At 37.0% G+C, this 20,307-nt stretch carries 17 protein-coding genes; 11 read left to right on the forward strand and 6 right to left on the reverse strand.

Annotated features, from left to right (window positions below; genetic code table 11):
- Nucleotides 1-162: 162 nt before the first annotated feature.
- Together M1E96_RS03250 and metC are read right to left on the reverse strand one after the other, a co-directional pair.
- On the reverse strand, nucleotides 163-834 hold the full coding sequence (locus M1E96_RS03250) for a DedA family protein (RefSeq protein WP_337979786.1): 672 nt from the start codon (nucleotides 832-834) through the stop codon (nucleotides 163-165).
- Nucleotides 835-1,017: 183 nt separating this feature from the next.
- Nucleotides 1,018-2,202 (reverse strand): cystathionine beta-lyase, encoded by a 1,185-nt coding sequence (gene metC / locus M1E96_RS03255; protein ID WP_070926862.1) that lies wholly within the window; start codon nucleotides 2,200-2,202, stop codon nucleotides 1,018-1,020.
- 489 nt (nucleotides 2,203-2,691) lie between these two features.
- Between metC and exbB the strand changes: the two genes are divergently transcribed.
- The 4 genes from exbB to yedF all read left to right on the forward strand — a co-directional run bounded on the left by exbB (nucleotide 2,692) and on the right by yedF (nucleotide 6,908).
- The gene (gene exbB, locus M1E96_RS03260) at nucleotides 2,692-3,615 is read left to right on the forward strand and encodes a tonB-system energizer ExbB (protein WP_272580409.1); all 924 of its coding nucleotides are present in this window, start codon (nucleotides 2,692-2,694) and stop codon (nucleotides 3,613-3,615) included.
- Nucleotides 3,616-3,623: 8 nt separating this feature from the next.
- Nucleotides 3,624-4,052, forward strand: coding sequence for a TonB system transport protein ExbD (gene exbD / locus M1E96_RS03265; RefSeq protein ID WP_070926859.1), 429 nt, complete (start codon nucleotides 3,624-3,626; stop codon nucleotides 4,050-4,052).
- Between the two features lie 1,405 nt (nucleotides 4,053-5,457).
- The gene (gene yedE / locus M1E96_RS03270) at nucleotides 5,458-6,672 is read left to right on the forward strand and encodes a selenium metabolism membrane protein YedE/FdhT (RefSeq protein ID WP_272580457.1); all 1,215 of its coding nucleotides are present in this window, start codon (nucleotides 5,458-5,460) and stop codon (nucleotides 6,670-6,672) included.
- Nucleotides 6,669-6,908 carry a sulfurtransferase-like selenium metabolism protein YedF gene (gene yedF, locus M1E96_RS03275; RefSeq protein WP_004926886.1) on the forward strand — a complete coding sequence of 80 codons (240 nt, stop codon included), beginning with the start codon at nucleotides 6,669-6,671 and terminating at the stop codon, nucleotides 6,906-6,908. Before yedE ends, yedF begins: the two co-directional genes overlap by 4 nt.
- A gap of 194 nt (nucleotides 6,909-7,102) precedes the next feature.
- Here the strand turns inward: yedF and M1E96_RS03280 are convergent, their stop codons facing one another.
- Both M1E96_RS03280 and rdgC read right to left on the reverse strand, forming a co-directional pair.
- Entirely contained in the window at nucleotides 7,103-7,612 is a 510-nt protein-coding gene (locus M1E96_RS03280; RefSeq protein WP_070926856.1) for a GNAT family N-acetyltransferase, read from the reverse strand.
- A 181-nt stretch (nucleotides 7,613-7,793) separates the two neighbouring features.
- The gene (gene rdgC / locus M1E96_RS03285) at nucleotides 7,794-8,699 is read right to left on the reverse strand and encodes a recombination-associated protein RdgC (RefSeq protein ID WP_140182781.1); all 906 of its coding nucleotides are present in this window, start codon (nucleotides 8,697-8,699) and stop codon (nucleotides 7,794-7,796) included.
- Nucleotides 8,700-8,873: 174 nt separating this feature from the next.
- On the opposite strand from rdgC, the gene mak reads away from it, so the two are divergent.
- The 7 genes from mak to M1E96_RS03320 all read left to right on the forward strand — a co-directional run bounded on the left by mak (nucleotide 8,874) and on the right by M1E96_RS03320 (nucleotide 18,517).
- Nucleotides 8,874-9,782: a fructokinase gene (gene mak / locus M1E96_RS03290; protein ID WP_070926854.1), complete on the forward strand. Its 909-nt coding sequence runs from the start codon at nucleotides 8,874-8,876 to the stop codon at nucleotides 9,780-9,782.
- Nucleotides 9,783-10,083: 301 nt separating this feature from the next.
- On the forward strand, nucleotides 10,084-12,033 hold the full coding sequence (locus M1E96_RS03295; RefSeq protein ID WP_319066996.1) for a bifunctional 2',3'-cyclic-nucleotide 2'-phosphodiesterase/3'-nucleotidase: 1,950 nt from the start codon (nucleotides 10,084-10,086) through the stop codon (nucleotides 12,031-12,033).
- Nucleotides 12,034-12,906: 873 nt separating this feature from the next.
- Nucleotides 12,907-13,182, forward strand: coding sequence for a helix-turn-helix domain-containing protein (locus tag M1E96_RS03300; protein WP_272580407.1), 276 nt, complete (start codon nucleotides 12,907-12,909; stop codon nucleotides 13,180-13,182).
- A 116-nt stretch (nucleotides 13,183-13,298) separates the two neighbouring features.
- A complete protein-coding gene (locus M1E96_RS03305; RefSeq protein ID WP_272580406.1) occupies nucleotides 13,299-13,811 on the forward strand; it encodes a fimbrial protein in 513 nt (170 codons plus the stop codon).
- A 206-nt stretch (nucleotides 13,812-14,017) separates the two neighbouring features.
- Nucleotides 14,018-14,779 carry a molecular chaperone gene (locus M1E96_RS03310; protein WP_272580405.1) on the forward strand — a complete coding sequence of 254 codons (762 nt, stop codon included), beginning with the start codon at nucleotides 14,018-14,020 and terminating at the stop codon, nucleotides 14,777-14,779.
- Nucleotides 14,780-14,794: 15 nt separating this feature from the next.
- Nucleotides 14,795-17,263: a fimbria/pilus outer membrane usher protein gene (locus M1E96_RS03315; protein WP_272580404.1), complete on the forward strand. Its 2,469-nt coding sequence runs from the start codon at nucleotides 14,795-14,797 to the stop codon at nucleotides 17,261-17,263.
- Between the two features lie 81 nt (nucleotides 17,264-17,344).
- Complete coding sequence (locus M1E96_RS03320; RefSeq protein ID WP_272580403.1) at nucleotides 17,345-18,517, forward strand: fimbrial protein; 1,173 nt, start codon at nucleotides 17,345-17,347, stop codon at nucleotides 18,515-18,517.
- Nucleotides 18,518-18,587: 70 nt separating this feature from the next.
- Here the strand turns inward: M1E96_RS03320 and M1E96_RS03325 are convergent, their stop codons facing one another.
- Entirely contained in the window at nucleotides 18,588-18,890 is a 303-nt protein-coding gene (locus M1E96_RS03325) for a hypothetical protein (RefSeq protein WP_337979790.1), read from the reverse strand.
- 541 nt (nucleotides 18,891-19,431) lie between these two features.
- Nucleotides 19,432-20,031 (reverse strand): nitroreductase family protein, encoded by a 600-nt coding sequence (locus M1E96_RS03330; protein WP_070926838.1) that lies wholly within the window; start codon nucleotides 20,029-20,031, stop codon nucleotides 19,432-19,434.
- Nucleotides 20,032-20,307 lie beyond the last annotated feature (276 nt).

Below are 20,307 nucleotides of genomic sequence, written 5' to 3' on the forward strand. Positions count from 1 at the left end.
TGTTGACGAAGCGGGATAAAAGCGTGGTTTTTCCCGCTTCGTGTTATCAGCCGAAAATCAATGAATTGATTTTGCTCGTTTATTTCAACACTCTAAACAACTACCGCCAAACAGAATACGTTTGGCGGTAGTCTGTGCATCCTTTAAGAGACGGCTTTTTGCTTATTCTGTTTTATTACTGAGAGCTTTACGATGCTTCCAATACACCATAATCGACCCTATTAAACCACCAATAAGTAGCAATACAGGTAAAATCATCAGCACACTGATGACGACCTGTTCATGCTGTTTGATAAATGGAATTTGGTTTAGCGCATAGCCCAGTGTGACGATAATCCCGACCCACAACAGCCCGCTTAACCAATTGAATAACTGAAAACGGCGATGGCTCAGTTCAGAGAGTCCTGCAAGAACAGGCAATAATGTTCGCACAAAGGCTAAAAAGCGGCCTATCAACAGCGCATATAGCCCCTGTTTATGAAACATATGGTTCGCTTTTTCATGGTATTCATGAGGGATTTGCGCTAGCCAACGCTTAATTAATTTTGTTTCGCTTAGCCATCTTCCCTGAAGGAAGCCTAGCCAACAACCAACGCTTGCTGCGGTAGTGAGTAATAAAATCGTTGGCACAAAACTCAATACACCTTTTGCAATTAATGCACCTGAAAGGATCAATAGGGTATCACCGGGTAAGAAGGCTGCGGGAAGCACCCCATTTTCTAAGACGATGACCACAAAGAGAACTGTATAAATAACCCAAAGTACTTCTGGATTGGAGAGTTTAAGAAAATCGTGGTGCCAAAGTGCCAGTACGATTTCGCGTAGTACTTCCATAATCGTTCCTGTATTTACGAAAAAAGCTGCGAAAAAAGCGAATTCATTATTATCTTACAGGAAAAAATGACGCTAAGTTTGATTTGTTTACTGAATGTGTGGATTAGTTGAAATTTTAATAGAGGTCATACCAATACTTTCATATTAGCAAACACTATGAAAGTATTGGAAAAAAATACATGCTTAAATGCGTTCAAATGCCAATGCCAGATCATCAATCAGATCTTGTGGATGCTCTAGGCCAACATGGATACGGAAAAAGGTGCCGTCATTAGGTTGGAAATCGTATTGACGCATACTTAATAGATCTTCTTTTTGGTAGCCTAAAATTAATGATTCATAGCCACCCCATGAATAGCCCATTTTGAAGTGGCTAAAATGGTTTAGAAAATCTTCAAATTGCTGCTGGGAGAGACGTGATTTTAGTTGAAAAGAGAATAATCCATTGCTGCCGCTAAAATCGCGAACAAAAAATGAGTGTCCCGGGCAAGAAGGTAAAGCTGGGTGGTAAACAGATTCAACTTCAGGCCGTTGTTCTAACCATTGTGCAACAGTGAGGCCACTACTTTCATGCTGTTTTAAGCGCGTGGCTAATGTGTGCAAACCACGTCCAGCCATATATACCGTATCGGGATCCGCGGTTTGACCAAGTAAATAGGAATTTTCACGTAATGTCTTAATACAGCGTTGATTGGCAACCGCAATGCCTAGCATTGAATCTGAATGACCATTGATATACTTGGTGGCAGATTGGATTGAAATATCAATATCGAGTAGCAAAGGTTTCAGTAATACACCTGCGGCCCAAGTATTATCAATCATGATAATCGTTTCAGGTGCTTGTTGGCGGATAGCTTGAACAATCGCAGGAAGATCATGTATTTCCATGGTAATAGAACTAGGTGCTTCTAAAAAAACAATACGTGTATTAGTGCGCAATAGTTCGGCAATACCAGCGCCGATTAACGGATCAAAATAGTCGGTTTTAATGTTTAGCTTAGTAAGGATTTTGTCACAAAAATTTTGTGTCGGATCGTAAGCTGAGCCTGTGACTAAAATATGATCGCCAGAAGAAACAAAAGATAATATTGAATTGGTAATAGCAGCTGCGCCAGAAGGGTATAATACTGTGCCTGCACCACATTCAAGTTCAGTCATGGCCTCTTGGAAGGCAAAGTGTGTTTGGGTTCCTCTGCGACCATAAAAAAGGACTGAATTTGCCCTATTTTGTGTAGCATGGCGCTTCTCTTCAACAGTGTCAAAAATCACTGACGAGGTGCGCTGAATAATTGGATTAACACCTTTTTGGGTATATTTAGGATTTCTGCCAAGATGGACAAGTTGTGTTTCGGGGCGGATCTTTGCCATATTGTGTCCTTGCACTTGCTTAAAGTAGGGAAACCGGAAAGTCGTTAATTGAAGTTAAATGATTTGATTGAGGAAGTACATGCTTTAACTTTCAATCTGATTTTTTTTCATGTCAGCTTAAAATAACCTCATGATTGCAATGGGCTTGTTTGCTTTAGAGCAAAAAATAATAAAAAAATGCTGAATAGTAATGATAATTACTATCAATTCGCGTCATGTTTGATATTATCAGCACCGTCATTTTTAAAAATGACACATTAGGCGAGGGAACTTCGCTTTTATAGGTTAGTCGGTGACTGTAAATACAATATCATCGGCACACATTTTTACTCTAAATAATTCAAGGTTGTATTAGTGACAAGTGAACAAGTTGCTAGGCGCATAGATAAGTATGTGGCTGGTGCGAGTGAGCATAGTCAACAACACGATAACTTGAAGTATAACGAGTATATTAATAGAACACAGAAAAAGAGAATATAAGGCCAACTGATGCGTAAACTAACAGCTTCTATTCTATTGGCGATGGGCCTGATGGGAACTGCATATGCGGATACCACACCAGAGACAACCCCAACATCAGCTCAAACAGCACCGGCTGCTTCGGGTTCTGAAGCAAATAACCCATCCGCAGCGACGCCAATTGCACAAAATCAAGCCAGTGCTGAAAACAATACATCAGCACCTGTTATCAGTGAAAGCATTGAAATTGCACCTGAAAACCAAGGCGGTTTCGACAAAGATTTATCGGTTTGGGGGATGTATCAAAACGCAGATAATGTTGTTAAAACCGTTATGATAGGGCTGGTTATTGCATCAATTATCACATGGGCATTGTTCTTCTCTAAAGGTATTGAGCTATTAGTTGCTCGTCGACGCTTGAAATCAGAAGCAAAAGCATTAGCAGAAGTTAAATCGCTTGATGAGGCGGTTAGTATCGCGAGCAATTTCAAAGCAAATAGTGTGACTAGTTTGTTGCTTAATGAAGCGGTTGCTGAAAGGACACTGTCTGCACAAAGTACTGATTTAGCGGGTATTAAAGAACGAACTGGCTTCCGCTTAGAGAGAGCGATTGCTGCAATTAGCCGCTATATGGGGCGCGGTAATGGGTATTTAGCGACTATTGGCGCAATTTCGCCATTTGTGGGGCTATTTGGTACCGTTTGGGGGATCATGAATAGCTTTATTGGTATTGCTCACTCACAAACAACTAACTTAGCTGTTGTGGCTCCTGGGATTGCCGAAGCACTATTAGCAACGGCGATCGGTCTGATTGCGGCAATTCCAGCTGTGGTTATTTATAACATTTTTGCTCGTATGATTAATAACTATCGTGGTCAGATTGGTGATGTTGCAGCACAGGCTGCGCTACTATTAGGTCGTGACCTCGATCTGGCAAATAGTAAAGCAAGGTAACAACGATTATGGCAATGCGTTTAGGCGATGAACAAGATGATAGCGGTGAAATGCATGAAATTAACGTAACACCTTTTATTGATGTTATGTTAGTCCTTCTGATCATTTTTATGGTTGCTGCTCCATTAGCAACGGTTGATATCAAAGTTGATTTACCTGCTTCGACAGCAAAACCACAGCCGCGTCCGGAAAAACCTGTATTCCTAACAGTAAAATCAGATAGCCAGCTATTTATTGGCGATCAAGCGGTAACAAAAGAGCAGCTAGCAACATCACTAGATGCTGCAACCAACGCCAATAAAGAGACCACCATATTTTTCCAAGCGGATAAGACCGTTGACTATGAAACAATGATGGATGTTATGAATGCATTACGGCAGTCAGGGTATCTCAAGATTGGTTTAGTTGGTATGGAAGCGACCGCCCCTAAGCAGTAAATCATATAGCTTTGCACAACGCGTTTTACCTCATTTGAGATAAAACGCGTTTTTTGTTACTCATTATTGGTTGAGTCTCCTTTCATTTATGCCTGTAATCATTAATTTTTTGAATTAATGTCATCGTTTTATGGTTAAAAAATGTATAAAAAATGTAACTTAAATGTTCATTGTTTTTGCTTTTTTCACCAAATTAGTTCGCTAAGTGATTATTAAAAATAAACCATTTTTTCTTTATGGGATTATTTAATTTTGAATAAGACTAAGTAGTTACGCGTAACTTCTAACTCGAAAATAGTGTCAATTTAATCTAGGTAATATATAACTTATTGTTATTTAAATAATAAATATAATCCCTTGTAGTTTTGATGAATAGAATGTGAATTTATTCATTTTTCGTGTTACTGAGTAAATAAGGTAATAGAATAAATTAGATTAATACTTATTAAGATTCAATATATATGAATAAATAAATATAATAACTAAGTTTTAATCTATTTCCAGATAAGGAGAGTTTATTAAATAATTAGTTTTGTAACATTTTCAAGATATCAGTAATTATGTAAATTATATCTAAAAATATATATTAATGTTTTTTTAAAACATGATTGTTTTTATATCACTGTGATTTTATTGATCTTTTTTCTTTTTCTTGGATGATTTTAGTTAAATGAAAAAAACACTTGCGCAACAATTATGTTGCGTTATATTGCAATCAATAACATTTGGAAATACTTTTAAATACTTTTCATGTTTTAAACTATTTATTTTCTTTATACGCCAAACTAGGGAAATATAAATTAACCTTGATATCTTGAGTTAACAAAAATAAGTTTTACCACTTTTTTGCTTTAATCATGAATCGGTTTATTAGTTGAAGAATGTTATTCTGAAGTCAAATGGGCTGATTTCAGACTACGCATAGCAATGCAACGCCTTAACAGGCAATTTCATATTATACTCCTCTATTATAGATAAATAAGACTACACATTCATGCGTTATCTCTGATAACGCTTTTTTTGTCTTAAATTTAAGTTAAAACAACGAATTATTTTTTATCTAGTAGTTGCACGCCGATGTTCTCTGCTAGCTTTTTATGCTAATTAGACCAATTGCGGTCTATTTAAGTATGACTAGCATTATTTAAACAAATATCTTCACGAAATGAATTATCGGAGTATTATGTTATCTCTACTGCTGTGGGGAATATACTCGTCATATTTCAAGTTGTAAGGCTTTTCGTTGAGGTATAAGTGACTATGCTTAGCTAGTCGGGTCACATAGTTTTTCTATGCTCTCCCTCTATCTTCACTTATCGCCTACCTACACCTCGAACTATTTAGAGTATAGATACAACAGCGGGCTTCTCTGCCAGGTACTGGCGTGAATCAATTGGAAGTTAACATGACTTGGTCTGAGTTTAAATCTCACTATCTCATCCGTTTTTGGAAACCTTTACCTGCCGTTATTGCAGCAGGTGTTCTCTCGACATACTATTTTGGCTTAACTGGCACATTTTGGGCTGTAACTGGTGAATTTACTCGTTGGGGTGGGCACATCTTACAGCTCTTTGGTGCTGAGCCTGAAAATTGGGGATACTTTAAAGTCATTGGTTTTTCGGGTAGCCCATTAGATAGGATTGATGGCGTAATGATCATCGGGATGTTTGCTGGGTGTTTCGCCGCCGCGCTATGGGCAAATAACGTTAAACTACGAATGCCTCAACATCGGATCCGTATTTTCCAAGCGATTATTGGCGGTATCATTGCTGGGTTTGGTGCTCGCTTAGCAATGGGGTGTAATCTTGCCGCATTTTTCACTGGGATCCCTCAATTTTCTTTACACGCATGGTACTTTGCTATCGCAACTGCGGCAGGCTCTTACTTTGGGGCCAAATTCACGCTGATGCCAATGTTTAGGATCCCCGTTAAATTGAAAAAAGTTTCTTCGGCCTCTCCTTTAACACAGCGGACTGATGTCGCTAAAAAACGCTTCAAATTAGGGATGACGGTATTTTTAATCGCCATTGCATGGGGGTTTTATACCTTATGGGATGCGCCTGTACTCGGTATCGCCATTTTGTGTGGCATAGGGTTTGGTTTACTGATTGAACGTGCTCAAATTTGCTTTACTTCTGCATTCCGCGATTTATGGATCACGGGAAGAACTCACATGGCAAAAGCGATTATTATTGGTATGGCTGTCAGCGCGATTGGTATTTTTAGTTATGTACAACTCGGCGCCACACCAAAAATATTGTGGGCGGGACCCAATGCGGTTATTGGCGGATTGCTGTTTGGTTTCGGGATAGTGTTAGCAGGAGGCTGTGAAACAGGTTGGATGTATCGGGCTGTTGAAGGGCAAGTTCATTATTGGTGGGTTGGTTTTGGTAACATCATTGGAGCAACTATTCTGGCTTATTATTGGGATGATCTAGCTCCTTGGTTAGCCACTGATTTTGATAAGGTTAATTTACTCGAAACATTTGGTCCGCAAGGCGGCTTAGCTGTGACTTATTTGCTATTAGCATTAGCCTTTATTTTAATGTTGGTATGGGAAAAATATTTTTTCCGTAAGCGCACACAAACTCAAGCAATAACAACAACGGAGGCATCATGAGCCATAAAGAAATTATCCCTGACTATCGATTAGATATGGTTGGTGAGCCTTGTCCTTATCCAGCAGTAGCAACACTAGAAGCGATGCCATCGTTAAAAAAAGGGGAAATATTGGAAGTGGTGAGCGATTGCCCACAATCGATTAATAACATCCCTTTAGATGCAAAAAATTATGGCTATACGGTGTTGGATATTCAACAAGATGGGCCGACTATACGGTATTTGATCCAAAAATAAAGATATCCACCAGATACCCGTCATACTTCGCGCCGCAGCGTTGTTGGCTTCAATCGCAGACCCTAGTCACATACTTATGTATGCTACTAGGGCTCTACTCAATCGCCGCCTAGCTGCAACACGAATTATTTAGGGTATCCCGTTAAATATAAAACATAAAAAAATTAATTAATTGAGTTTCTAATGTAGTTCGGTTATTCATCTTTCCAATTTGTTAAATCAAGTACCAATTCACATTCATCGTCTAGATACGATCCCGTTGGGATAAAACCGAGCTTTTGGTAGAACTCAAAAGGACTTTCTTCTCCTTCGCCACAACTGTTATATAGACGTGGATAACCTTTCTTTTTTAAATAACGAATCACTTGCAGTAAAGCTTCTCGGCCAAACCCTAGTTTTTGATAGGGCTCTGCTATCATAAAACGCCATAGCATAATGCCATCATATTCGAGTTCATCATCATCTAATCCAGAGTGCAGCATGATAAAACCAACGGGAACATCATCAGCGTATATACCTCGATACCATGCACAATCTGAAAATTGAGCTTCAACAATAGAGTATGCATTATCCGCTACCATACTACGTTGTGCTTCACTAAGTGTATGGCTTAACAGACAAATTTCAGAGAAGTTATCTGCCGTAATTTTTTGCAGAGTGACAAGTGAATGTTCATCCACTTCTGGTTCGATGAGCTCTTTCATAACAATTCCTGCGATTGAAGTTTGACCTTATGGTTGCGACTTGATTATTTTTGTTATTGAAATGTAATTCAGCAGAGATTTGGCGGGTAGTCAATGACTTAATAGTGGCAATGCTAGCAAGGTCTAAAAAGTGATGGCAACACGATGAAATTGTGTTGCCAATGATAAAATAAATTGTTGATTAATGTTCGGCTTCACCACCGAGGACATCAATAAGGCGAGTGATAAGTGCACTGAGTTCGCCTGTCATTAGGGCATAATCGGCATCAAAGCGCTGAGCATAATCTTCTTTGCCAATATCATCGTTTTGTTCTTTTAATGTATCACTGAATTTTAACCTTTTTAGTGAACCATCATCCGAAAGCATAAACTGTATGCGCTCTTCCCAATCTAAAGCCAATTTAGTGACTAATTTTCCAGCTTCGATATGTGTGGCTATTTCGTCGGAAATTAATTCCTGTTTTTTACAACGGATAATGCCGCCCTCCTCAAGGATGGCTTTTAATTCAGCTTCATCCATCACAGAAAAACCTTGAGGTAGGGAGCCCGAACGGATCCACTCGGTTAAAGTCAGTTCGATTGGATCTTTAAATGTGAGTGGTACTACAGGAAGTGAGCCTAGGCTTTTACGCAGCAAAGCCAAGTTGTCTTCGGCACGTTTCGCACTTGCTGCATCAACAATAATTAGCTGATTAACAGTATCAATCCATATGTAGGTTTTGCTGTATTTACTGAATGCTCTAGGCAGTAATGCATGAACGACTTCATCTTTAAGGGAGTCTTTTTCTGTTTTTTTCAGTTTACGACCTTGGTCAGCTTCCAGTTTTTCGATTTTATCTTGTAGTTCTTGCTTAATCACTGGAGAAGGTAACATTTTCTCTTCTTTTTTCGCGCAGATCAGAATTTGGTTACCCGCAGCATGCGTTAAAGAGTCAGAACCCTTCATTGGTGACACCCAACCTGTTTGCATCATGTCTTGGCTACCGCAAGGGTGATAGGCGAGAGGGGCAAGCTGTTTTTCTAGATCGTCAGCACTGAGTGTCAGATCACGATTCAGACGATAGACCAATATATTCTTGAACCACATGAAAAACCTACCTTTGTTGATGGATTGCCTATTTTAGCCGATGGCTATGATAACGAATTGTCTGTTATTAAGCGAAAAAAAATGCCCTATCACATAATTTATTACGTGTAGCAGTATTAATGGCATGTTTTCTATACACTATAAGTACAGAACGAATACTCAGGTGGAGCAACGATGAGAATTGGAATTGATCTCGGTGGTACTAAGATTGAAGTTATCGCACTGGATGATGATGGTGAGACTTTATTTAGAAAACGGGTCGCGACGCCTCGTGGTGATTATCAAGCAACGCTAAATGCAATTGTGAGTTTAGTTAGCGATGCAGAATTAGCAACAGGGCAAAAAGGCACTGTTGGTGTCGGTATTCCAGGTACATTATCTCCAGTAACAGGACGGGTGAAGAATGCAAATTCAACATGGTTGAATGGGCAGTTTTTTGATGCGGATTTAGCCAAGCTGCTAGGACGCCCCGTAAAAGTGGCGAATGATGCGAATTGTCTTGCCGTATCAGAGGCCGTTGATGGCGCAGGCAAAGGCGCTAAAGTCGTGTTTGCCGTTATTATTGGGACTGGATGCGGAGCAGGAATTGCAATTAATGGGCAAGTGCACTCAGGGGGAAATGGTGTCGCTGGGGAATGGGGGCATAACCCACTACCTTGGCAAGATGAACAAGACCATGCATTTCTTCAGGGTGAACAATGTTATTGCGGTTTAGTTGGCTGTACCGAGCTTTTTGTTTCTGGAACGGGGTTCATGAGTGACTATCGCAAGTATACAGGTGAAACAAAAACAGGTTCAGAGATTATTGAATTGATTGGGGCAGGTGATCAACATGCGACGTCTGTGATGCATAACTATCAGTCGCGTCTTGCAAGAGCATTGGCCCAAGCCATTAATATGTTAGATCCTGATGTTATTGTGCTTGGTGGGGGAATGAGCAACGTCGATAATTTATATCAAACATTACCGCCATTAATTAGAAATTGGGTATTTGGACGTGAATGTGATACACCAATTCGCAAAGCAGTGCATGGCGATTCGAGTGGTGTACGTGGTGCTGCGTGGTTGTGGCCGCAAAATTAGGTATGACAATGATGACTTTTTGTGACTTATATTCAATTAAATCAATCTAATTAAGATAGGTAGTGACTTCACTTTATATCAAGTGCACTGTTTACATTCGTCACGCTGCAAGTTGCAGCGCTTTTCGTTTAGGTATAGGGCTATCCGAGGCCACATACTTATATATGTACAGCGAGATAATATCACTTGCTGCTTAGCTGCACCTCGAATTACTTAAAATCTATGAAGATCTTAAAATAGGGTTTTGAGCACTTTTCTGACTAAAAATGATTTTGCATCAATTTGTGTAGAGGAATTACAGATGAATAATATCTTTAAACTGTCGGCGCTAGCTTTGTTTATCACATTGAATGCCAATGCTGCGACAGTTGATTTACGTGTTATGGAAACGTCTGACATTCATAGTAACTTGATTGATTTTGATTATTATAAGGATAAATCAACAGATCAGTTTGGGTTAGTTCGAACTGCAAGTTTGATTAAAGCGGCTAAAGCTGAAGTAACTAATGCTGTGTTGGTGGATAACGGTGACTTAATTCAGGGCAGCCCATTAGCAGACTACATGGCAGCGAAAGGCATCGAAGAAGGGGGATCCCATCCAGCCCATAGTTTAATGAATACCATGGGGTATACCGTAGGTAACTTTGGTAACCATGAATTTAATTTTGGGTTGGATTACCTGAAAAAAGCCATTGCTGGCGCTAAATTTCCTTATATAAACGCGAATATTATTGATGCTAAAACGGGGGAAAACTTTTTTACACCTTATATTATCGTTGATACGCCAGTTAAAGATCGTGACGGCAAAGAGCATAACTTGAAGATTGGCTATATAGGTTTTGTTCCACCACAGATTATGATTTGGGACAAACCAAACTTAAGCGGTAAAGTTACCGTCAATGATATTACTGAAACCGCCAAAAAATTTGTGCCGCAAATGAAGAAAGAAGGTGCCGACATCATTGTCGCGATCCCGCACTCAGGCTTCTCTCAAGAGCCATATAAAGCGATGGCTGAAAATTCCGTTTATTACCTGAGCGATGTTCCGGATATTAATGCCATTATGTTTGGTCATTCACATGGTGTATTTCCAAGCAAGGAATTTGCAAATATTAAAGGGGTCGACATTGCCAAAGGAACGGTTAATGGGATCCCTGCTGTTATGCCTGGGCAATGGGGCGATCACCTTGGTGTCGTTGATTTGGTATTAAACAATGATGACGGGAGCTGGAAAGTTGTTGATGCAAATGCACAGGCACGCCCTGTTTATGATAAAGCTAATAAAAAACCATTAGTTGAGCGTGATAATGAATTGGCTAAAATCATTGATAAACCACACAATGAGACGCGTCAATTTGTTAGCAAACTGATCGGTAAAGCTTCTGACAATATGTACAGCTATTTGGCCTTAGTTCAAAGTGATCCAACGGTTCAGATCGTGAATGATGCCCAAATTGATTACACCAAACACTATATTCAAGGTGATCCTGATCTAGCCGATCTGCCTGTTTTAGCTGCTGCTGCACCATTTAAAGTCGGAGGAAGGAAAAATGCACCGGATGAATTTGTTGAAGTAGAAAAGGGCGATTTAACTTTCCGTAATGCCGCAGATTTGTATTTATATCCTAATACGTTAGTTGTAGTGAAAGCGACAGGCGCAGAAGTGATTGAATGGCTTGAGTGCTCTGCTGGTATGTTTAATCGTATTGATCCTCAATCGACATCCCCTCAAAGCCTAATTAATTGGGATGGTTTTAGAACTTATAATTTCGACACTATTAGTGGGGTTAATTATCAAATAGACCTGACTCAACCTGCAAAATATGATGTAGATTGTCAGCCTGTAAGCCCACAGTCTAATCGCATTAAAAATGTCACTTATCAAGGGAAGCCAATCGATCCTAAAGCCAGCTTCTTAGTCGCAACCAATAATTATAGGGCTTACGGTGGTAAATTTGCTGGAACGGGAGATAGCCATATCGCATTTGCTTCACCTGATGAAAACCGTTCAATACTTGCTTCTTATATTGCGAAGGTTTCTAAACAACAGGGCCAGGTTGCAAGTAAGGCTGACAATAATTGGTCTTTCTTACCGATTAAGACCGATAAGCAACTGGATATTCGTTTTGAGACATCTCCTACTGAGAAAGCTGCAACATTTATTAAGCAGCATTCATTGTATTCAGTAAAACAAGTTGGAACAGATAGCATAGGTTTTGCTATTTACCAAATTAATTTAACTGAAAAATAAGTGAAATATAATTAAATATAGATGTCCTATTAATAAATAGAATCCCTCGTTATTATTGATATTGTGTTAATAGTAACGGAGGGGTTTATTTTATGTGTTTTTTTAAAGTTAAAAATATAAAAATGTATGTGGTAATGTGTAAAGAAAATCAAATTAAATGAGATATCAATTTATATAAAAAAATTAAACATTAATTTTTTATATATTTTATAATTAAATTAATTTTTAAGGAAAGTTCCAAAATCATTTTTAATGATGATCAAATTTTAATCTTTTTAATTTACAAGACTTACTTGTTTTATTTATTTACCCATTATTGATTGATTAAAATAAGAGCGTCTGAAATAGATTCGATTGTGTTATACACGCCTAAAGGAATGTGAGAGAAATGTTGTTTATGTAAAAAACAGATGCCATTACTGTGATTTTTTAAATGATAAGTGATTTTTTGCATAGAGCAATCATTAATTAACCGTTATTTTATGATGTGTTTATAGTCAAAAAAAGAAACTCATAATATAGGTAATAATAATTATTATCTAAAAATGTAGCTAAGATAATATATATTTAAACATAAAATTGGTTTTTTTGGTGTTAATGTCGATTTTTCGATTTAAAGTAGGTTTTTAAGCCTATTTATCTCTATCTAATTTACAAAAATAGTTGTTAATTCTGGCTTGCTGTTTATTGATAACATTATGTTTTTATTGGTTTTGTTTATTGTTGATTCATTTCAGTGTTACCAATTAATTAAACTTCTTTACCTACTCGTGAATGAGTGAGGTTATTTGTTTTTAAACTCTGGATACGTAATATATTGGACATCAACTAATCTGAATCAAAGCATGAATAATAAATTCAGAGGTACCAGACATGGAAATTGAAAGATATAAATACTCATTATCAATTGGTCAAAGAATTAAATCACTCAGATTACAAAATGGTTGGAGTGGTGAAATGCTAGGTAAAGTAACAGGAATAAGCCAACAGCAAATTTCCCGTTTTGAACGTGGCATAAATAGAATTGATGTTGAATCATTAGCTAAATTTGCTAATGCATTTAATGTGAATATCGTAGTTTTATTATCTGATTATGACAAGACTATTTACGACAAAAATATATTTGTTGCAAATACCTTAGTTATTTAATTTCGGGAAGTAATATTAAAAGGACTTAGTACAACTTTAGTTATCAATATGTGTAGTTAATCATCCTTATTTTAATAATAAAGGATAGGACTCGTTTTATCTTACAAAGGTCAAATATGAAAAAATCTCTTTTGGTTTTATTAGTTGCATCTTCAATTTCAGCATCAGTTATGGCGGCAGATGGTGTTATTACATTTAATGGTGAGATTACTGCGACAACTTGTGATATCACTTCAGATAATGGCGGTAAAGACTTCACCGTTACTTTACCAAAAGTATCTACGACAGCATTAGCAAACGCTGGTGATATCGCTGGTGTAACTCAGTTTTCATTGAAGTTGGCAAACTGTACTTCAAACGTTGCTGTTGCAGCGAGCTTTGAAAATACAACCAGCACTGATGCAAGTAATGGTAACTTGAATCCAACAACCGGCCCAGCAGGTGTACAGATCCGTTTAGCTGACTCTGTTGGTACTCAGACAAAAGTAAACGGTGGTCCAGCTGGTCAAACGAATATCGTTGCAGGCAGTGCAACTCTGCCATTCCAAGCTTACTACTTTGCGAAAACTCCAGTAACTAACGCTGGCGTTGTTACTGCTCAAGTGAATTATACAATCGCATATCCATAATAGCAGAATTATCAGGAAGAGAAATCTTCCTGATATAAATGATCTAAAAAGTGGAAATATAATTTCCACTTTTTAGTATCAATATAATTAATCATTGATTATAAGTTTTATTTTTTATTATTTGGCAAAATGAAAGCTCTATTGTTTCTTGATGCTATATAAAAATACTATTTTAGTAAATAAGATAATTTTAAGGTTAAGTCATTATGATAACTCGAGCATCAATTATAAAGAAATTTATTTTATTCATTTCATTATTCATTTCATTATTCATTATATCGACGCCGATTTATGCTAGTGTAATTATTAATGGCACTCGTGTTATTTATAATGAAAAATCTAAGAGTAAAATTGCACAACTTGTTAATGAAAATAAATGGCCTGCTCTTGTTCAAGTATGGCTAGATAACGGTGATCCTAATGAATCACCCGAGAATATTAAAACGCCATTTGCTATCACTCCGCCTATTTTTAAAATGGGACCTGGTTCAGGTCAAAATTTGCGTATAACCTACCTTGGTGAGTCATTACCTAAAGATAAAGAATCTATTTATTATATGAATGTACTGGAAGTGCCACCAGAAGATCAAGATGCAATTGAAAAGCAACAAAATACTATGCAAATCGCTATTCGGACAAGGATCAAATTATTTTTTAGACCCGAAGGAATTGGCATGCCCGCATTGCTAAATGAAAAACTTAATTTTTCATTTGAAAAAACAGCTAAAGGTAATCAAGTATTAGTAAAAAATAACTCACCTTGGTATATCACCTTTCAAGATGTTTCAATTTCAAACGGTTCAAAAAAATTAAAACTTGAAGGAAATATGGTTGCACCATTTTCAACTATCTCACTAGGTAATGAAAATGGTAATTCGATACCAAATGAATTTATTAACTCTAAAAAAGTGAACTACAGCATAATTAATGATTATGGCGGTGTGGATCCCTACGAATCAAATATATAATTAAATGGTATTGATATGAAAATTAAATTAATATTTTTATTTATTTCCTTATCTTTTGGAGCTGGTCGGTTTGCACTCGCCGTAGAACAAAATCAGAATGAAAAAAAATATTCATATAATGAAGGTTTTCTGGTTGGTAACGCAAAGTCAATTTCTATAGATAAACTTTCGGAAGATCAAATTACTACTGGGGATTGGTCTGTTGATGTCTACTTAAATAATGAATTTATTTATAACAAAAATATTCTTTTCTATGAAAACGATAAAGGTCAAGTTGTTCCTTGCTTAACACAAGAAGATATTGACAGTTTTAATATAAAACCTGATTTTTTATCATTAATTACATCTAATGGACAATGTGAAGATCTTCAAGCGCTATCAAATGATGTGCAAATTCATTTAAAACAAGATGTTTTACGATTAGATATATTGATTCCTCAGGCGATGGTAGAACAGTATGCACGTGGTTATGTTCCAATCAGCTCCTTGAATGAAGGGGTTTCAGCGCTATTTATGAATTATAACGTTAATGGTTATAGTAGTCGTAGCAATGGAGAGGATGAGCACTCAGCTTACGGTAATATCTCCGCAGGGTTAAACTTGGGGTTATATCGGATTCGCCATCAATCTAGCATGCAATATAATCAGAATGATAAATTTCAACATGAAAGTATTCGAACTTATGTTCAGCGTGCATTCCCTGAAATAGAAAGTGAATTAACTGCTGGGCAATCATTTACGAGTGGTAGTCTTTTTGATAGTTTTTCCTATACTGGTGCCGAATTGGCTACTGATAATCGCATGCGCCCACAATCCTTACAAGGATTTGCTCCAACAGTAAGAGGAATTGCAAATAGTAATGCGCGAGTAAAAATTATTCAAAATGGCTATACAATTTATGAAACTAACGTATCGCCCGGCGAATTTGTGATCAACGACCTCTATGCAACGGGTTACGGTGGTGATTTGATTGTGGAGGTTACTGAAGCGAACGGCAGTGTTTCAACATTTATTGTTCCATTTTCTACAGTACCCGGCTTATTAAGACCAGGGCAGATTGATTACAGCATTGTTAGTGGTGAACTACGCGGGCCGAACACATCTTCCAATATATTTGTACAATCGACAGTGCAATATGGCCTAAGTAATATATTAACACCATTCGTCGGTATGCAGTATTCTAATAAATATCAGTCTGGAATGTTAGGCTTTGCGGTTAACACATATATTGGAGCTTTCAGCTTTGATATGGCTAGTTCTAAGGCTGAATTAAATAATGATAAAATCTATAAAGGTGCGCGAGCAAGGGTGACGTGGAATAAAGATATTCAAGCGACTAGCACTAATATCGCTTTAGCTGGATATCGTTATGAATCACAAGACTATTTAAGTTTATATGAAGCTGATACCTATCGTGATAGCTATTTGTATAATGGAGAGTCTATCAACCCAAGGCGAGCTCAATATATTTTAACCGTCAACCAAAATCTATTGGATTACGGAACTGTTTATGTAAGCGGCTCATTACAGACTTGGCGTGATAATTTACCAGACAGTAAACAATTACAGGCTGGGTATATGAATAACTTTAAAGGTATTGGTTACAGCTTTACCTATATGAAGATGTATCGTAATAGTGACCAAGGTGGTGATAATAACTATATGTTAAGCGTCACTGTACCATTCTCTCTTTGGTATCCAGAGCAAAATACAACTTTAACGAGCTCTGTAACACGTTCTGACGCAAATGATCGCTGGTCAAATAATACAAGTGTGAGTAGTTCATTTGGTGAAGATAACTCAATTTCGTGGAATGCTACGGCAAGTGATATTGGCCGTTCAAATAGTAACTTCTCAGGTAATATACAAAAAGAGTTTTCACTAACAGCAATTAACGCAGGCTATTCTCAAGGGCGTGATTATAAATCATTCTCAGCAGGTGCGAATGGAGCTTTGGTTGTTTACGAAGGAGGGATCATTCCTTCTCGTTATTTAGGTGATACCTTTGCTATTATTGAAGCAGAAGGTGGTGAAGGTGCATCCGTGTCATCATGGAACAATATTGTCTTGAATAAGCGTGGTCAGGCAGTCGTTCCATCATTAATGCCATATCAATACAACACACTTTATCTTAATTCTGAAAATATGAGTTCAGATGTTGAGATTGATAATAATATGGCGAAAGTTGCACCTTATGCAGGTTCAATATCATTAGTGAAATTTAAAACTCAAAAAGGTAATAATATTACTTATCGTATTATATTATCAAATAATAAATCAGTACCATTTGGCTCTGATATATATGATGAAAATAATAATAAAGTTGGTTTGGTGGGGCAGGGAGGATTAGTTCATTTTAATGCGACTGATGAACAAGGTTTAGTATTTGTAAAATGGGGAGATGCAAATGAACAACGCTGCAAGTTCTCTTATAAAATTAAAATTAATAAAGAAATTCCTGAAGCTACATGTTATTTATATTAAAAGCATTATATTAATGAATAATTAATGTTGCAATATATTTAACACGCCATTTTATTAGATTATAATTTATTGGGGTTATTTATGTTTATAATTAAACGGTCAATATTATTGATGGGGATCGTACTCTTTTTTATATCTGAGTTATCATATGCCAAATGTACTCAAGTGACTTTTTTTGGTGGGCCAGTTAGAGGAGGGGCTAAGTCTGATGTTAATATCTATGATAAAAAGTATCAGCCAGAGGGAACAACATTAGGATATGAATATGTATCTCCTCAGGATATGGCTTCACAGTTAGGTATTCCTATCGATCAGGTTTTATTTAGATGTGACCTTGCAGATAAAGATAAAATTTATCAGCTATATTATATACCGATAGGATATGGGATAGATAACTATACTCCATTTGGTACCGTAGATGGTATAGGCTATTGGAAAACTAATATGGTTGGATTAATGTTTAATTTTTTCATTGGTAATGGGGCCTCTTCCAGTACACAGTTTTATAGTAATTATACTGGCAATAATAGTAGTAATATTAGAAAGGAAACCATAGGCTACGATATAGATCCAAGTAATAATCAAAAAATAGTTATTAAGATGAAACACTATGCTGGTTTTACGACTAAACAAGTTCGCTCAAATCAGGCTGTTGGTACATCCTATGTAGGGCCTATTGGGGTAGTTAATCGGGGACAAATTGTCTTTAGCGGTCCTGGTATTAATGAAAATGGTACGGTAAGTAACGCTTATGCTGCAATCCCTCTTGCTATGCGCGTTATTTATGGCCGACTAAATAATGCCTGTGGTATTTCACGAGTAACACCTACTGTAAACCTAGGAACTCATTCAGCAAATAATTTACCATCCACTTTAACTAATTTTTCAGTAGATATTGAATGTCAAAGAGGATCAACGAAAGTAAAATATGGCTTTGTACCAAGTGAAGAAAATAGAATAACAGATGAACAGAACTATTTATTATTAGATCCTAGCTCAGGTGCTACAGCTAAAGGTGTAGCGATTGAAATATTAAATTCAAGCGGAGCAAGAGTTAAATTATTATCATTAGGTGCTGTAGGAGCACCAATTCCAACTACAAATAACTGGACTCCTGTTTCTGTATTAGGTGGGTCAGGGCTTCAGATGATTAACTTGACCTTTAGTGCTCGGTATGTGAAATACCCTACAGGAGGAACAGTTAAGCCTGGAAACGCAAACAGTAAAGCAACATTTTTAATCGATATGCAGTAATAATATCAAACAAGAGATACCTACGTTGCTAGCGGTAGGTATCTTATTATGAATTTATTAATAACAAGCTCTAGTCATAAGTAATATTTAAAGTCGGCTTGTTGTTAAATTGGTTGTATTCCACCTTTACAAAATCTGAACTGAGTTTTTTGGCCTCTCTAAGTGAGCTGGTTTTAATTTGGTTTTTACCATTACGGTAGCACTCAAGGCCAACTTGCTCACTATTCGCGACCTTCACTTCACATTGTGGTTCGTAAACATAGCCAAAAAAGGTGATAGTACCGCCACCAATTACATTGGAAGCGGCATAGGCAAAAGAAAAACTAGAAATGAGTACAGCAGTAACAGTGGCAAGTAAGGATAAGCGTTTCATAGTCTATCTCCTAATTGAACTAGCACATACTCGTCATACTTCAAATTGCAGCGTTGTTGAGCGACTTCACGAGCTTATTGCTCAGCTGCATCTCGAGTTATTCATGATGAATACAACAAATTCGAGTAGCGCGTTGCGGGTTCTCATTTATAAGTTTAGTTCAATTGCGAGTAATTAATATGACATATGCTAAGGAAATATGCATTTCACATAGTTTATCTTGCATGCGAGGAATTTTTAAACGATCATGCTGCTGTATAATCTTCTGCTCTGGTAATGAAAATAGCCTGTTTACCGAATAAAAACCGGAAACAGGCTAGGAATGGATTTGTTTTAGGTGTTTTATTAACAATTATTGTTTTGATGCTTTTAGGGAAAATAAACTTTTAAACGAACTAAATAACTGCTTAGAGAGCTGCCTTTAGTGGGTTTATTGTTTAATCCCATGGTGTTGGCGTATCATGAAAGGTGTAAATGAAAAGTGTGAACGATATTTGCCCTTGTTCTTTGTCGATACAAGGGCAAATTGAATGATTAAATCTTACTTGAAGATTTTGAATCTTGCTTCGTCATCCATAAAGTCTTTGTCACCAGCTGGTGCATTGATAGAACCAAATACCATTTGAGCACGTAATACCCAATTATCTGGTGTACCCCATTCTTTTTGAACGTGGTTATCAATTAGTGGATTGTAGTGTTGTAATGATGCACCCACATTTTCTTGTGCTAATGCAGTCCATACTGCGAATTGTGCGATACCGCTTGCTTGTTCTGACCAAATAGGGAAGTTGTCTGCGTACAATGGGAATTGCTCTTGTAAGCCTTTAACGACATTCATATCTTCAAAGAACAAGATAGAACCAGCACCTGCTGCAAAACTATCAATTTTTTGTTCAGTTGCGGCAAAAGCTTGAGCAGGAACAATAGCGCGCAAAGTTTCTTTGGTTAAGTTCCACAATTTTTTATGTTGTTCACCAAATAAAATGACAACACGTGACGTTTGTGAGTTAAATGATGAAGGAGAATGTTTGACTGCTTCTTTAATTAGTTTTGTAATATGATCGTGAGAAACAGGTAATTGATCGCCTAGGTTGTAAATAGTACGACGGTTTTTAATCATTTCGATAAATGCGTTTGACATGTAAGTCTCCTAGCTATTTATTAGCGCACGGTATTATATGAACAGTTCCAGACGCTGCTATTCATTTGATGAGTACTACTATATCGTTGTGGTTAAAAAATCATAGAAAAAAAATTTAACCGTAAAGTTCAAATTTTTAGGCTAAGTTAGTTTGCTAATAAAATTGTTAATATTCAAGTAATTAGTTGTGTTTTAGCACTTTTTGTGTAAATGGGTGAGTGATATTAAGGGAAATTAATGAAGAGAACTGAATAAGGGGAGTAGGGTACAATTTGA

The sequence above is a fragment of the Providencia sp. PROV236 genome (assembly GCF_033676985.1).
GTDB lineage: Bacteria > Pseudomonadota > Gammaproteobacteria > Enterobacterales > Enterobacteriaceae > Providencia > Providencia manganoxydans.